This is a genomic window from Hominibacterium faecale (genome assembly GCF_020734085.1).
Taxonomy (GTDB): domain Bacteria; phylum Bacillota; class Clostridia; order Peptostreptococcales; family Anaerovoracaceae; genus Hominibacterium; species Hominibacterium faecale.
Genome location: NZ_JAJAGH010000008.1, coordinates 1 through 13135, shown reverse-complemented (window position 1 = coordinate 13135; position 13135 = coordinate 1). Strand labels below are relative to the sequence as shown.

15 protein-coding genes and 1 riboswitch are annotated in these 13135 nt (G+C 49.8%); of the genes, 2 read left to right on the top strand and 13 right to left on the bottom strand.

The genetic code is table 11. The features are described from left to right. Window positions 1-3: 3 nt before the first annotated feature. From folK to folE, 4 genes are read right to left on the bottom strand one after another with little or no spacing between them, the layout of a single operon-like run. Window positions 4-822, bottom strand: coding sequence for a 2-amino-4-hydroxy-6-hydroxymethyldihydropteridine diphosphokinase (gene folK, locus LG211_RS11360; RefSeq protein ID WP_148398640.1), 819 nt, complete (start codon window positions 820-822; stop codon window positions 4-6). 14 nt (window positions 823-836) lie between these two features. Next, the gene (folP, locus tag LG211_RS11355) at window positions 837-1643 is read right to left on the bottom strand and encodes a dihydropteroate synthase (protein WP_269477564.1); all 807 of its coding nucleotides are present in this window, start codon (window positions 1641-1643) and stop codon (window positions 837-839) included. Between the two features lie 11 nt (window positions 1644-1654). Then, window positions 1655-2137, bottom strand: coding sequence for an HD domain-containing protein (locus LG211_RS11350; RefSeq protein WP_148398644.1), 483 nt, complete (start codon window positions 2135-2137; stop codon window positions 1655-1657). Window position 2138: 1 nt separating this feature from the next. Beyond that, window positions 2139-2690 (bottom strand): GTP cyclohydrolase I FolE, encoded by a 552-nt coding sequence (gene folE, locus LG211_RS11345; protein WP_227755407.1) that lies wholly within the window; start codon window positions 2688-2690, stop codon window positions 2139-2141. Window positions 2691-2803: 113 nt separating this feature from the next. Then, window positions 2804-2908, bottom strand: a riboswitch (THF riboswitch). Between the two features lie 121 nt (window positions 2909-3029). Between folE and LG211_RS11340 the strand changes: the two genes are divergently transcribed. Beyond that, complete coding sequence (locus LG211_RS11340; RefSeq protein WP_148398648.1) at window positions 3030-4031, top strand: asparaginase; 1002 nt, start codon at window positions 3030-3032, stop codon at window positions 4029-4031. Between the two features lie 14 nt (window positions 4032-4045). On the opposite strand, the gene LG211_RS11335 is transcribed toward LG211_RS11340, so the two are convergent. Further along, a complete protein-coding gene (locus LG211_RS11335) occupies window positions 4046-4567 on the bottom strand; it encodes a DUF1836 domain-containing protein (RefSeq protein ID WP_148398650.1) in 522 nt (173 codons plus the stop codon). Window positions 4568-4836: 269 nt separating this feature from the next. On the opposite strand from LG211_RS11335, the gene LG211_RS11330 reads away from it, so the two are divergent. After that, window positions 4837-5505: an SGNH/GDSL hydrolase family protein gene (locus LG211_RS11330; protein ID WP_148398652.1), complete on the top strand. Its 669-nt coding sequence runs from the start codon at window positions 4837-4839 to the stop codon at window positions 5503-5505. On the opposite strand, the gene pdaA is transcribed toward LG211_RS11330, so the two are convergent. The 8 genes from pdaA to LG211_RS11290 form a co-directional block, all read right to left on the bottom strand. Continuing rightward, complete coding sequence (gene pdaA, locus LG211_RS11325; protein ID WP_227755409.1) at window positions 5474-6289, bottom strand: delta-lactam-biosynthetic de-N-acetylase; 816 nt, start codon at window positions 6287-6289, stop codon at window positions 5474-5476. The genes LG211_RS11330 and pdaA overlap by 32 nt on opposite strands. Window positions 6290-6392: 103 nt before the next feature. Continuing rightward, window positions 6393-6941: a beta-class carbonic anhydrase gene (locus LG211_RS11320; RefSeq protein ID WP_148398654.1), complete on the bottom strand. Its 549-nt coding sequence runs from the start codon at window positions 6939-6941 to the stop codon at window positions 6393-6395. A 9-nt stretch (window positions 6942-6950) separates the two neighbouring features. Next, on the bottom strand, window positions 6951-8348 hold the full coding sequence (locus tag LG211_RS11315; protein ID WP_253019858.1) for a glutamate synthase-related protein: 1398 nt from the start codon (window positions 8346-8348) through the stop codon (window positions 6951-6953). Between the two features lie 57 nt (window positions 8349-8405). Next, window positions 8406-8798 (bottom strand): Fur family transcriptional regulator, encoded by a 393-nt coding sequence (locus tag LG211_RS11310; RefSeq protein WP_148398656.1) that lies wholly within the window; start codon window positions 8796-8798, stop codon window positions 8406-8408. 160 nt (window positions 8799-8958) lie between these two features. Next, entirely contained in the window at window positions 8959-9366 is a 408-nt protein-coding gene (locus LG211_RS11305; protein ID WP_227755411.1) for an NUDIX hydrolase, read from the bottom strand. Window positions 9367-9372: 6 nt separating this feature from the next. Beyond that, window positions 9373-10281: an NYN domain-containing protein gene (locus tag LG211_RS11300; RefSeq protein WP_148398658.1), complete on the bottom strand. Its 909-nt coding sequence runs from the start codon at window positions 10279-10281 to the stop codon at window positions 9373-9375. 144 nt (window positions 10282-10425) lie between these two features. Further along, window positions 10426-11784 carry a 4-aminobutyrate--2-oxoglutarate transaminase gene (gene gabT, locus LG211_RS11295; RefSeq protein WP_269477563.1) on the bottom strand — a complete coding sequence of 453 codons (1359 nt, stop codon included), beginning with the start codon at window positions 11782-11784 and terminating at the stop codon, window positions 10426-10428. Window positions 11785-11824: 40 nt separating this feature from the next. Next, window positions 11825-12952, bottom strand: a complete 1128-nt coding sequence (locus tag LG211_RS11290; protein ID WP_148398660.1) for a 4-hydroxybutyrate dehydrogenase — start codon at window positions 12950-12952, stop codon at window positions 11825-11827. Window positions 12953-13135: the final 183 nt, after the last annotated feature.

Here is a 13135-nt window from a genome sequence, read left to right as displayed (position 1 = left end):
CTTTTATTCAGATTCCAAATCGGCCAGCATTTCACTTACCCGCTTTCTTGTGAGCGGGTGCCGCACCAAGGGCGCGATCTGGGCCAGAGGCCGCAGAACAAAATCCCTTTTTTCCATTTCAATATGGGGGATGGTCAGATCCTCAGTATCCAGAATCAAATCATCATAGAGCAGAATATCCAGATCCAGGGTTCTAGGGCCCCAGCGTATTTCCCGCTTGCGCTCCGCATCTGCTTCGATCCTGTGGATCAGTTCCAGCAGTTCCTGCGGCGTCAGCAGCGTGTGCAGTTCAAGGCAGCCGTTGAGAAACTCATCCTGGTCCAGATATCCATAGGGCTCTGTCGTCAAAAAATTCGATACTTGCTTCACCCAGCAGCCTTCTTCCTCATCTAGGGCAGCCACCGCCTGTTTCAAGTATGCCTCTTTATCGCCCATATTAGACCCCAAAGCGATATAGGCCCGATGCCACCCGCGAAGGATTTCCACCGATACGGTCTCCAGCGGAATGCCGATCGGCGCCCAGGGCTTTTTGATTTCCAATTTGACCTGCTCCAGATTGGAGATCTCCATCAGCATTTTAAAAGCCAGCCTTTCCGCTGCGGTCTCCAGCAGCTTGAAGGTATTCTCTTCAATGAACGCTTTCATCATCTGGCTGACTTCGCCGTAGTGGATGGATGCGGTCAGATCGTCGGTCATTCCCGCCTTCCTCGTATCCGTATATAGAACCGCAGAGATGAGAAATTTTTGTCCCAGTGCGTTTTCTTCCGGAAAAACGCCGTGGCGGGCGAAAACTTCCAGATTCTTGATATAGATTTTGTCCATGGTTCTCCTAACTGTTATTTGCCTAAAATGGCCTCTGTCATACGTATGACCCGTTTATTTTCTTTAATATCGTGAACCCGCACAAAGGCGCAGCCCTTCATCACGCCCAGGACTGTCGTCGCCAGGGTGCCTTCCAGGCGCTGATCCGCCGGCAGATCCAGCGTCAGTCCGATCACCGATTTTCTGGATGTTGCCAGGAGCACCGGATAACCCAAATGGCCCAAAAGCTCCACCCGGTTGATAGCCGTCAGGTTCATTTCATAAGTCTTGCCAAAACCAATGCCCGGGTCGAGGATGATTTTATCATCTGCAATGCCGCCGTCCTTTGCAAGGCGGACGCATTCCTTCAGATCCTCCAGCATGTCGTTGAGGAAATCTTCATAAACGGGCTGCTCCCGATTGTGCATCAGGCAGCAGGCCGCCTTTTTTTCTCCGATCAGAGCCGCCATCTGCGGATCCTTTTTCAGTCCCCAGATATCGTTCACCAGATGGGCGCCCCCTTCCAGCGCAGCACGGGCCACGCTGCTTTTATACGTGTCAATGGAAATGGGGATGTCAAAATTTTTATCGATCTGCTCGATGACCGGCACAACCCGTTCCATTTCTTCCTCAGGCGTAATGACCGTATGCCCCGGCCTGGTGGATTCTCCGCCCACATCGATGATGTCAGCCCCTTCCCGGATCATTTCTTCCGCACGAAAAAGAGCGGCATCCAGTCGATTGAACGTTCCCCCGTCGGAAAAGGAGTCCGGGGTCACATTGAGGATCCCCATAATGTAAGTTCGATTCGCAGCGTCAAATTCTCGATTGCCGATTTTCATATATGCTCTCCTTAGTAGTCGATTTTTAAATTCATATTTTCTTTATGCCACTTGCAGGCATCCCTGGCCCGGCAGATAAAACAATTCCGCGACCGCTTGTCCGCTTTGTTAAGGAACGTCCGCAGAGGTCCGCCCTTTTTTACGCCCTCCCGCCTGTGAAACAGGATAGCATCGATGATCTGGGCCTGCTCCTCGTCGGAAAAGCCGCACTCTGGCAGAATTTTCTCCGCCATGCCTACCCCCGCTTCGTGATGGGGAATGTCCTTTGTATATTGGAGCCCTCTGCCGATATCGTGCAGCAGGGCCGCGCTGTAGATGATTTCCCGGGCAATGCCTGCCTGTTCTTCCAAATTGTAGATATAGGCCAGCCTTGCCACACTCAAGAAATGTTCCATATCATGTTTGCAGAAAATCCGATCGGTTTCTGCTTCTTCAATGGCCTCCATCGCTTCCTGGTATGCCGGATGGTTAAAAATTCGATTTACTCTTTCCATATTATTTCACCATTTGTAAAAAAGTCTGCTGCAGCGAATAGTCCTGTGCAAAATCTCCTCTGACCATGGTGGTCACAGTCTTTGTTCCTGGTTTTTGCACGCCTCGCATGGTCATGCACATGTGCTCTGCCTCAATCATAACCATGACTCCTTTGGGGTGAAGGTGGGTTTCCAGAGCATCGGCGATCTGGGCGGTCATCTGCTCTTGCAGCTGAGGTCTTCTGGCGTAAACTTCCACAGTTCTGGCCAGCTTGGACAGTCCCGCCACTGTACCGTCCGGTATATAGGCCACATGCGCTTTCCCGTAAAAGGGCAGCAGGTGATGTTCACAGGTGGAATAAAAGACGATGTCTTTTTCCAACACCATATTGTTGTTTTCCACGTGAAATTGCTTGGAAAGATGTGCCTCTGCGTCCTGGGCCATTCCTGCGTATATCTCTTCGCACATCCGGGCCACCCTGTCCGGGGTCTCTAAAAGGCCCTCCCTCTGAGGGTCCTCTCCGATCCCTTCCAGTATGAGCCGGACGCCTTCTTTGATTTTCTTTTGATCCATGTTGTTCTGTCTCCTTCTTTTTTTCCCATTGACAGAAAACAAAAAAGCTCTCCATCTATCATGATGCCGGTGAAAAACTTCTCCCTTCACATACATAATGCCAGAGCTTCTGTTGCAACGGGTGCGGAACATACACCGCAAGCAGCTTGTCCGTGCTTTTCGTTTCAGCGGCAACTCCCCATCCGCCGAACACTTGACGCGTACGTTCCTATTTTGCATGTTATTACGCTATACTCTATTATAGTACAAATTCAGGAAATTACAAGGATTGTACTTGGAAAATCATCAACCGTGTGCTATCCTGTTTTCAGCAATTTGAAACAGAAAGTGAATCAACATATGACGAAAAAATTACTTATTTTAACTACAGGAGGCACCATCGCCTCTGTAAAGACGCCCCATGGGCTGATCCCTGCTCTGACTTCCGAGGAACTGCTTTCTTACCTTCCCGAAATCGGCAGCGATTTTCTTTTAAAAACAAAAGCAGTCTGCAATCTGGACAGCACCGATATCACGCCGGAGCATTGGCTGCTGCTGGCAGGCTCCATCCGGGAAGAATATCATAATTACGACGGATTTGTCATCTGCCACGGAACGGATACCATGGCCTATACGGCCGCCGCTCTTTCCTATCTGATCCAGCATTCGTCCAAACCCATCGTTCTCACCGGGGCGCAAAAGCCCATCGGCTCTGAGATCACCGATGCCAAAGCAAACCTGCGGGACAGCATTCTCTATGCGGCCGATCCCCATTCCCGGGGCGTTCAGATCGTCTTTGACGGCAAAGTGATCCTGGGCACGAGGGCGAAAAAGACCAAGACTTTGAGCTTCGCGGCCTTTTCCAGCATAAACTACCCCTACCTGGCTACTATTCAGGATGGCCGGATCATCCGCTATCTGCCGCCCAGCATCGAAAAAAATCCGGTAGTCTTTTACGACCGGCTCAATCCCAAGGTCTTCCTGCTCAAGCTGACGCCCGGAATTTCCCCGGTCCTTCTTGGCGAAATCTTTCGCCTTTACGATTGCATCATTATCGAGAGTTTCGGCGTGGGCGGCATTCCCGACACGCTGGAAAGCGAACTTTTTTCCCAGTTGAGCAAATATGCTCCCCAGGAAAAGGTGCTGGTGATGACCACCCAGGTTACTTATGAAGGCAGCAATGTGGAGACTTACGAGGTGGGCCGCAGGCTCAACGAAACCTTCAGCATCTTGGAAGCCAAGGATATGACCCTGGAAGCCGTTCTGACCAAGATGATGTGGATTATGGCGGAGGATGGAATTTCCTGGCCGGAAATTTGCCGCAAATTCTACAAGTGCATCAATTCGGACACCCTTTATTGAGGGTGTCCGGCGGCTTACTCCGTTTCCTCCTCAGCTTCCTCCTTGAACGATTCCCCCAGTTCCTTCAGCATCTGCTCGCAGGCCAGTTTCTGGGCATAGCTGGAAACCGCCAGCCGGAGGGCCGCTTCCGACAGCTGAGCTTTGTCCTTGGTCTCTTCCAGCGACGCCGACACCTTTTTAAACTCTTCATCCATCACTTGGATATATCGTTCATAAAAATCCCGAACTTCACCGTCTTCAATCCTGGCTTTTAACAGCTCTCCCGTATCCGTCACAGACAGAACCTGCTTTAAAAGACAGATTGCCGTCAGATAAGCGATATGCTCTCGATTGTACTTTTTCCCCTTGGCTCTCGGCAGCAGCCCTTTTTTAATATAATTGTTGACCATCGCCGCCGTCAGATTCTCGTCCAGCTCCAGTCCGGCATGCTGCCTGGGCATGTAGCTGAGCACCTGATCCATATATAAATCGATGTCCGGAATATCATCCCATTTATTTGGCCTTTTTTCTTCCAATACCTTCTTAATTGTTTCCATCCTTTATACCTCTTTTCTGTATAAATAATTCCTTATTATGCCATTCTATATACAAGGACTCCATATTGGAGCTTTATTGGCTGCACCAATAGTATATATCATATATAAATAATTGTAAATAGTCTTGACCTCATTACAATTACATAATATAATATTAAATATTACATTAAACAATTTTTATTATCCCGTAGTATCAAGTAATGTTTAAGAACTCATAAAAGAGCTGGACTTACTGATAGATTCCAAGTTTCAAGAAAGGGGGATTCACCATGCAAATCTGTGTTCTCGGAGATTCCGTTGCCAAAGGGGTCATCTACGATGAGGCGAGGAACAAATATACGTTTTTGAAAAACAGTTTTATCAATCTGTTTTCCAGTGTGAGGCAGATTCCGGTAAAAAACTTGGCCCGCTTCGGCTGCACGACCACCAAAGGACGGGAAATCCTTGAAAAGCATAAAACCCAGCTGTCTCTATACGATTATACCATTCTGGAGTTCGGGGGAAACGATTGCAACTATAACTGGGAAGAAATATCACGGACACCGGAAAAGGACCACATGCCTGCGGTCCCCTCATCTGTTTTTAAGGATACTTACACTACAATCCTGAAGCAGGTCAGAGCCTGCGGAAGTCAGCCGATCCTTCTTTCACTGCCCCCTCTGAACCCGCAGCGTTTTTTCGACTGGGTCTGCAAGGGGCTGAACAAAGAGAATATTTTAAACTGGCTCGGCGATATCGATTATATCTATCGCTGGCACGAAGCCTATAATCTCATGGTCTTTCAATTGGCCCAGGAGCAAAATGCCCCTCTGATCGATATTCGTCGGATTTTCCTTGAAAACCGTCATTACGGCGAGCTGCTCTGTTTGGACGGCATGCATCCCAACGAAAAAGGACATGCGCTGATTAATTCTGCACTAGTTGATCTAATGATTTAAAGGTATACCCGAGTTCCTCCCACTTTGTCAGTAGTTCATCGAGAATTTCGGCATTGGTCTGGGAAGTACTATGGAGCAGGACGATGGCGCCCGGGTGTACCCTGGGGATCAGCTTTTTAAAGGCTTCTTCTCTGGATGGCTGCTGGCTCTCATACCAGTCCACATAGGCCAGGCTCCAGAAAATGGTATGGTAGCCCAGCTCCTTAGCCATTTCCAAATTGGACTCGCTGTACTTTCCCTGGGGCGGGCGATAAAACTTCTTCATTTCCTTCCCTGTGGTTTTTTTGTACAGTGCTTCCAGGTCCTTAATTTCTTTTGAAAAATCCTCCATGGTGGATATCTGAGACATATCCGGGTGATGGAAGGTGTGGTTTCCTACAATATGCCCTTCTTTCACCATTCGTTTCACCAGCTCGGGATTAGTCTGCAAATAATTACCCACCACAAAGAACGCCGCGGGGACCTTATGCTTTTTCAAAGCATCGAGGATTTTGGCCGTATGCCCGTTTTCGTATCCCGCATCAAAGGTCAGATACAGGACCTTCTCCTGGGTTTTTTCCGCATAATAGGCATTATACTTTTTCAGGTATTCCGCCGTCGCATTGGCAACCGGAGGCTGCCCCGCCTGCTGGAAGCTCAGGCCCCAGTTTCCGTCTGCCGATGTGGAGACAGCATCCTTTTTAAAGACGCCGGCTGCCAGACCGACACCAACAAATGCTACTGCGAAAAGGGCCACTACTGCCGTTACACGCAGCAGTCTTTTTTTTCGAATCATTATAATCATAAAAAATCACCACCCAGTCAAGTATATTGGGCGGTGATTCAAACTATGCTTTTAATGCGGGAAAGGGTACAGGCCTCTTACCGCTTTCTGCCATACAGCCCTTCTATTTTTCCGATACTGGCATCAATTCTCCAGTCGTAGAGTCCATGACAAATCCGCCGATCTGAATATCCTCAGGAATCAATGGATGATGTTTCAGCAAATCAACCGTTTCTCTGACTGAAGTATTCACATCGTCAAACCCGCTTAGCCAGCGTTCAAAATCGATTCCACAATAGCCCATCATATCCAGCGATTTCTGAGATACGCCCCGCTCCTTCATATGCGCAATCATGGCCTTGCTGTCCATGTGCTGGACGCCGCAGTCGGTGTGTCCGACCACCAGAATGGTTTCCACGCCCAATTCATAAATGGCAATCAACAAACTCCTTACGACACTTCCAAAAGGGTTCGCGATCACGCCGCCGGCGTTTTTTATGATCTTTACATCACCGTTTTTCAGGCCCATTGCCGAAGGCAGAAGCTCGGTCAGTCTGGCATCCATACAAGAGAGTATAGCCAGCTTTTTATCCGGGTATTTGCTGGTGACGTAGGCCTTATAGCTTTCCTCTTCTACAAATTTTCGGTTGTATTCCAGTATTTCTTCAATCATTGATTACTCCTATGCATGTGGTATGTCGGTAAACTCTGAAATTTCTCTGTTGATCGTGCACAGGTCTTCCAGGGATAAATCCTGAAGGCGTTCATGTCCTGTAATTCTGGCAAAGGTCTCCAGCTCTCTGCAGGTACAGCTCAGGAAATTGGCCACTCGTTGAGCCGCGGCTTCTTCTTTGAGTCTGGATCGCAGTTCCGGGTCCTGGGTAGCCACGCCCACCGGACATTTACCGCTTCCGCAGATGCGGTACTGCTGACAGGCCGCAGCGATCAGCGCCGCTGAAGCAATGGCCACAGCGTCGGCCCCCATAGCCAGTGCTTTGGCAAAGTCAGAGGATACCCGCAGGCCGCCGGTAATCACCAGTTCTATGTCCGCGCCAACTTCATCCAGATATTTTCTCGCTCGGCTGAGGGCATAGATGGTGGGAACGCTGGTTGCATCTCTTACCAGTTTGGGGCTGGCTCCCGTAGCTCCGCCTCTGCCGTCGATGGTGATAAAATCAGGTTCCGCGAAAACGCAGAATTCCAGATCCCGTTCAATACGGCCGGCAGCGATCTTGATGCCGATGGGACGGCCTTCCGATTCCAGCCTCAGCTTTTGCACCAGCGCCCGCAGATCCTCCTTACTTTTAATTTCTTCAAAAGAGGAAGGACTGATCACATCCTGGCCCAGGGGTTTGTTTCGAATTCTTGCGATTTCTGGCGTCACCTTGTCTCCCGGCAGATGACCGCCCATGCCCGGCTTGGTGCCCTGGCCGATCTTGATCTCAATGGCATCGGCTTTTTTCAGGTTTTCCGGCGTAACGCTGTATTTGTTGGGAACATATTCAAAGATATATTTATAAGCTGCATCCATCTCTTCCGGCAGAATGCCGCCTTCCCCGCTGCACATGGCCGTCTTTGCCATAGCGCTTCCTTTCGCCAGGGCAACTTTTGTCTCTTTGGAAAGCGCTCCGAATGACATGTGGGAAATATAGACGGGACTTTCCAAAACCATCGGTTTGGCAGCTCTGCGCCCAATTATGGTGGTCGTGTCCACTTCCGCATGCTCTGACAACGGCGGCGGGTTGAGCTGTGCTCCCAAAATCAGAATGTCGTCCCAGTTGGGCATGGGCATCTTGGTACCCATGGCTTCGATAATGGTCTCTCCGGTTACTGACATCTTGTGAATCTCATCCATATAGCGGCAGGAGGCATCGGCTCTGGCATACTCGGGATCATAATCCAGCGAACCTTCGCCAGGAGAAGCTTCCTCCGGCGGCACTGCCTGAACCTCATCGTCATCGATCTTTTCAAAAACGCTCCTCGGCTGCCCGCAAATCGGACATTCACTCAGACTATCGATTGTTTTTCCCGGCTCTTCGGTAAAGATATAACCGCAGATGCCGCATTTGTATACTCCCATCTTCTTCTCCTTTACTCAATAACAGTTGCAGCGACGAATTGATCCCTTGCTATATCCTTAGTTGGACCCCTTTTTATTACAGCGGGGGCATTTCCCTTGGAAAATGATATTGTGATCTTCTATTGTAAACCCCTGTTCGCTCAGGTCCAGCTCGTTCAGCCTGTCCATATAGGGTACGTCCATATCGAATACCTGTCCGCAGTCCGTACATTTCAGATGGTAGTGTCCGGAGATATTAAAATCATAGCGGTCTGCCGAATTGGGAATCTGGATACGCAGGATCTGCCCTTGCTGAGCCATTTGATTGAGATTGCGATAGACAGTTGCTTTGCTGATTCTCGGATACTCGCGAATTACTTCCTCATATACCATCTCCGCCGTAGGATGATTATGAAGCTGATTGACAGCTTTCAAAATAATATCCTTTTGCAGCGTATTTCTGGTCTGCATTATGGTCACCTCCTTATTGATAATAATTATTATTTAAGATTATATTCTATTTTTAGAGGTTTGTCAATGGCAGACAAATTTTCTCAAACAAAAAGGATTGCCCTGACAAGACGTTTCCCTGCCGCCGCAATCCTCAAAATTTCTTATATCCTTATAATCTCTAAATCCCGTCGCCGTAAACCCTGACCTGCTCCACCATATGGCCGATATTTCCTTCTCCTGCGAACTTCTCCAGATCAAAGAAATTTTCATTCATATCCAGCCAAAGCAGAGGATGGGTTTCTTCCTTCAGATCCACGCTTCGGACCAGCGAACCCACGTATACTTCAACGACGCAGTTCTGATTAAAGTAAGTGAAGTTCATCATATGCTTGAGCACGATTTGATCCCGGCCGATGCCGGTTTCTTCCGCCAGCTCCCGATAGGCCGCGGCCAGTCCGTCCTCACCCGGCTCGATCTTTCCGCCCACCAGATTGAACTTTCCTTTATATGGATCCTTCGTCCGTTTGCAAAACAGCAGTTTTTCCCGGGAGGGATCATAGACCATGATACAATTATATCCCTGCATGTCCGCCTACTTTCCTGCAAACCGCACCATGTTCTGATTGCCGCTTTTGCGCACTTCGATTCCTTTGATGCTGCGAATATATTTTTTAAACTGGGAAAATCCGTAATCCTGTACATTGAAATTATCGTATTTTTGATGCAGCTCCTGCCCCAGAATACCCAGATCAACGCCTTCTCTGCCGCCGGCCTTAACCAGCTCGACCACAAAATCCTCCACATTGTTTCCCTCCGCCAGCTTGACGGAAACATAATTCCCTTTTTTCAGGAGGCGGATCTTGGGGAACTCTTCCAAAAGCTTGGAAAGCAGACTGTAGCCGTAGCTTCGTACGTCAAAGTCCGGATACAGCTTGAGCAGCCGGTTGCCCAGCTCAGCCAGCCCGGTCTCCCTGCCATTGTTGGTATTTTCTGTGATGATCTTAACGATGGCATCCTCAATCGTGGACTTGTCGATGTCCTTGACTGCCGCTTCTTCCTTCGTCTCTTCTTCTCCCTGGAGCAATTCCAGCCTGGTGAAAATATCGCAGGCCTTGCGGAAAGCCATGGGTGTCTTTTTTTCACCCATTCCGATCACCGTCAGCCCGGATTCTCGGATGCGGCTGGCCAGCTTGGTAAAATCGCTGTCGCTGGAAACAATGCAGAATCCGTCCACCGTACTGGTATACAAAATATCCATAGCATCGATAATCAGCGCCGAGTCCGTGGCGTTTTTGCCGGTGGTGTAGCTGAACTGCTGGATGGGCGTGATGGAACTGGAAAGAAGTTCTTCCTTCCAGCTGGAATTCTGACGGCTGGTCCAATCCCCGTAAATCCTCTTGTATGTGACGTTTCCGTATTTGGACAGCTCGTCCAAAATCGGGTCGATGTATTTTGCCGAAACATTATCGGCGTCGATCAGTAGCGCAAATCTCTTATCCAAATTATTCTCCTATCTCTTGATGCTCTCAAAGCAACCTTATTTCAAGAAATCTATTGCATCTAATGGTAGCATTTTTCAGAAAAGAAGTCAAATAGAGAGCAGCTCTCGGTTTGAGAACTGCTCTCTTTGCTAAATGATTTATTCTTATCTTTCAGCGTCGATCTTTGCAATCGCTTTTTCCAGAATGTCAAGTCCTGCGTTCACCTGTTCGTCGGTGATCACCAGCGGCATCAGGAAGCGGATGCAGTTGTCTCTCACGCCTGCGCCCAGAACGACCAGGCCGTTTTGCATACACTCGTTGATAATGGCTTTTGTTTCCGTCTTTGCCGGCTCTTTTGTGGCTCTATCCTTAACAAACTCCAGAACCAGCATGGCGCCGACGCCTCTGGCATCGCCGATAATCTCATATTTCTCTTTCATTTCCTGGAAACGTTTCATGGTCATGTCGCCGATATGTCTTGCTTTCGCGCAATAATCGTCCCGTTCCATGATTTCCAGAACCTTGAGAGCCGATGCAGTTGCCAGAGCGTTCCCGCTGTATGTACCGCCCAGTTCTCCTGGAGAAACTGCTTCCATAATATCTTTGCGGGCCGTTACGCAAGCTACCGGAATACCGCCTGCAACCGATTTGGCGCTGACCACAATATCCGGTCTCACGCTCCAGTGTTCACATCCGAACATCTTTCCGGTACGTGCATAGCCCGCCTGAATTTCATCCGCGATCAGCAGGATTCCATACTTGTCGCACAAACGTCTCAATTCCTGAACAAATTCATCTGGTGGAACGATGAAGCCGCCTTCGCCCAGAACCGGTTCCAGAATAATCGCTGCCGTTTCGTCGGGAGCTACATATTCCAGGAAGAAGCTTTCCTCGAACATCTTGGCGCAGTGCATGTCGCAGGAGCCCTTTTCCAGTCCATATGGGCATCTGTAGCAGTATGGGAACGGGAAGCGGTTCACGCCCTGCGGCAGGGGTCCGAATCCGGTCTTGTATGGATGGCATTTGCTGGTCATGGCCATTGTCATATAGCTTCTGCCGTGGAAGGCTCCGGCAAAACAGATGATTTCTGTTCTTCCGGTATATCTTCTTGCCAGCTTAATGGCATTTTCATCCGCCTCAGCGCCGGTATTGACCAGGATCGTCTGTTTTTCTCCTTCAATCGGGATAATTTCATTGAGCTTTTCCGCCAGTCTGGGATATTGTTCATAGTTGAACACATTCAGATTAGGTGCGAAATATTTTTCACACTGGGCTTTAACTGCTTCCACAACTTCCGGGTGGGAATGACCGATATTCAGCACGCCGATACCTGCTACAAAGTCAAGAAAGATATTACCGTCCACATCCTGGACCATTGCGCCTTCTGCTCTGTCCACGAATACAGGAGCCAGCATGGCAACCGCATCGGTAACATTATCCTTTCTTACCTTTAACAATTCGGTGGATTTTGGACCCGGTACCGTATCTGTAACGATCTTTGGCAAGCTTGTTCTAAGTGACATATTTTCTCCTCCTCTTTCTATCTCTTTCAACGTTTTTCAATTAATAACACTCCGCATAAATTTCCTGAATGAGCTCCTTGGTCAGAGGCACATAGGAATTGGTCACCAGGCGCTGCTGGTTGGCTAACACCGAATCGGCAAAGACCTGGATGTCCTCCTCCTTGAACCCATATTCCCGCAGGGGCTTAAGATGGAGAATGGTCTCCTCCAGCGCCGCCAGATTCTTCAGGGCATCCGCTTCGGTTCCGCCCAGGATGCGGGCGATGGTCTTTTTGAAGTCGGCGATCTTGCCCTCCGGTTTCAATACCTCATACTTCTCCAGCACCTTGCCGAAGAGGGCGTAGTTGGATTCTCCGTGGGGTACGTGGTAGGTACCGCCCAGAGGGAAGGACATGGCGTGGACCGTGGCACAGCCCGCCTGCAGGAAAGCGATTCCGGCGTAGCAGGCAGCGGTGGAAAATTCATCCAAATAATCCAGCCTGGCATCCGGGCCCCCTTCTCCGATCCTGCGGAAGCCCTCCAGAATCAGCTCCATAGCCTTGACGCCATAAAGCTCCGAGGTCATGGTGGCCCTGGCCGGCGACAGATAGGATTCCACCGCGTGGATGAGGGCGTCGATGGCCGAAGAGGCAAAGGGCGCGTAAGGCAGGGTCTTGAGCATGTCCGGAATCAGGCACACGTCCTGGGGAATCAACAGATCGGACACCAGACCCAGCTTGGTGGTGTCCCCGTTTTCGTCCCGCACGATGGCCACGGAAATGTTGGTGACCTCCGAACCGGTGCCGCAGGTGGTTGGAATGGCCACCAGCTTCTTGGCCGGCACCACCTCGGCTTCCTTAAAGAACAGCTGATGCACCGTGCCGGTGCGCTTTAAGGACAGCAGCTTTCCGATGTCCATGATGGCGCCGCCGCCTACCGCGATGACCCGGTCATAGGAATCTTCCTTGATGGCCGCGAAAATGTCGGTGATCATCTCCTCCGAGGGCTCCCCGGCTCCGAATTTCTCCTGGAACACCACCTGGCAGGAAAGACCCAGCTCTTTCATGAAGGGCGTGTAGACGAACTCATTGGTGAAGAGCAGATCCCGTGCTCCCAGCTGGAATTCCTCGGCAAACGCCTGAAAGGTTTGGAACTTGTGCAATTGTCCTTTGATCAGTATTTCTTTCATGGTTACGAACCTCCTTTTGGTCCCTGGAATCGTCCCTGGCGTTTCTTACGCCTGATCCCAAGCTTCGATGATTTCCGGAATGACCTTCTTCAGATCGCCGCAGACCGCGTAGTCGGCCAGCTGCATCATCGGCGCTTCCGGATCCTTATTGATGGCCACGATGATATCCGAGGTCTGCATCCC

What these genes read in the sequence shown, in the direction of transcription:
- folK (WP_148398640.1), bottom strand. Translation starts at nt 822, where the DNA reads ATGGACAAAATCTATATCAAGAATCTGGAAGTTTTCGCCCGCCACGGC.
- folP (WP_269477564.1), bottom strand. Translation starts at nt 1,643, where the DNA reads ATGAAAATCGGCAATCGAGAATTTGACGCTGCGAATCGAACTTACATT.
- LG211_RS11350 (WP_148398644.1), bottom strand. Translation starts at nt 2,137, where the DNA reads ATGGAAAGAGTAAATCGAATTTTTAACCATCCGGCATACCAGGAAGCG.
- folE (WP_227755407.1), bottom strand. Translation starts at nt 2,690, where the DNA reads ATGGATCAAAAGAAAATCAAAGAAGGCGTCCGGCTCATACTGGAAGGG.
- LG211_RS11340 (WP_148398648.1), top strand. Translation starts at nt 3,030, where the DNA reads ATGACGAAAAAATTACTTATTTTAACTACAGGAGGCACCATCGCCTCT.
- LG211_RS11335 (WP_148398650.1), bottom strand. Translation starts at nt 4,567, where the DNA reads ATGGAAACAATTAAGAAGGTATTGGAAGAAAAAAGGCCAAATAAATGG.
- LG211_RS11330 (WP_148398652.1), top strand. Translation starts at nt 4,837, where the DNA reads ATGCAAATCTGTGTTCTCGGAGATTCCGTTGCCAAAGGGGTCATCTAC.
- pdaA (WP_227755409.1), bottom strand. Translation starts at nt 6,289, where the DNA reads ATGATTATAATGATTCGAAAAAAAAGACTGCTGCGTGTAACGGCAGTA.
- LG211_RS11320 (WP_148398654.1), bottom strand. Translation starts at nt 6,941, where the DNA reads ATGATTGAAGAAATACTGGAATACAACCGAAAATTTGTAGAAGAGGAA.
- LG211_RS11315 (WP_253019858.1), bottom strand. Translation starts at nt 8,348, where the DNA reads ATGGGAGTATACAAATGCGGCATCTGCGGTTATATCTTTACCGAAGAG.
- LG211_RS11310 (WP_148398656.1), bottom strand. Translation starts at nt 8,798, where the DNA reads ATGCAGACCAGAAATACGCTGCAAAAGGATATTATTTTGAAAGCTGTC.
- LG211_RS11305 (WP_227755411.1), bottom strand. Translation starts at nt 9,366, where the DNA reads ATGCAGGGATATAATTGTATCATGGTCTATGATCCCTCCCGGGAAAAA.
- gabT (WP_269477563.1), bottom strand. Translation starts at nt 11,784, where the DNA reads ATGTCACTTAGAACAAGCTTGCCAAAGATCGTTACAGATACGGTACCG.
- LG211_RS11290 (WP_148398660.1), bottom strand. Translation starts at nt 12,952, where the DNA reads ATGAAAGAAATACTGATCAAAGGACAATTGCACAAGTTCCAAACCTTT.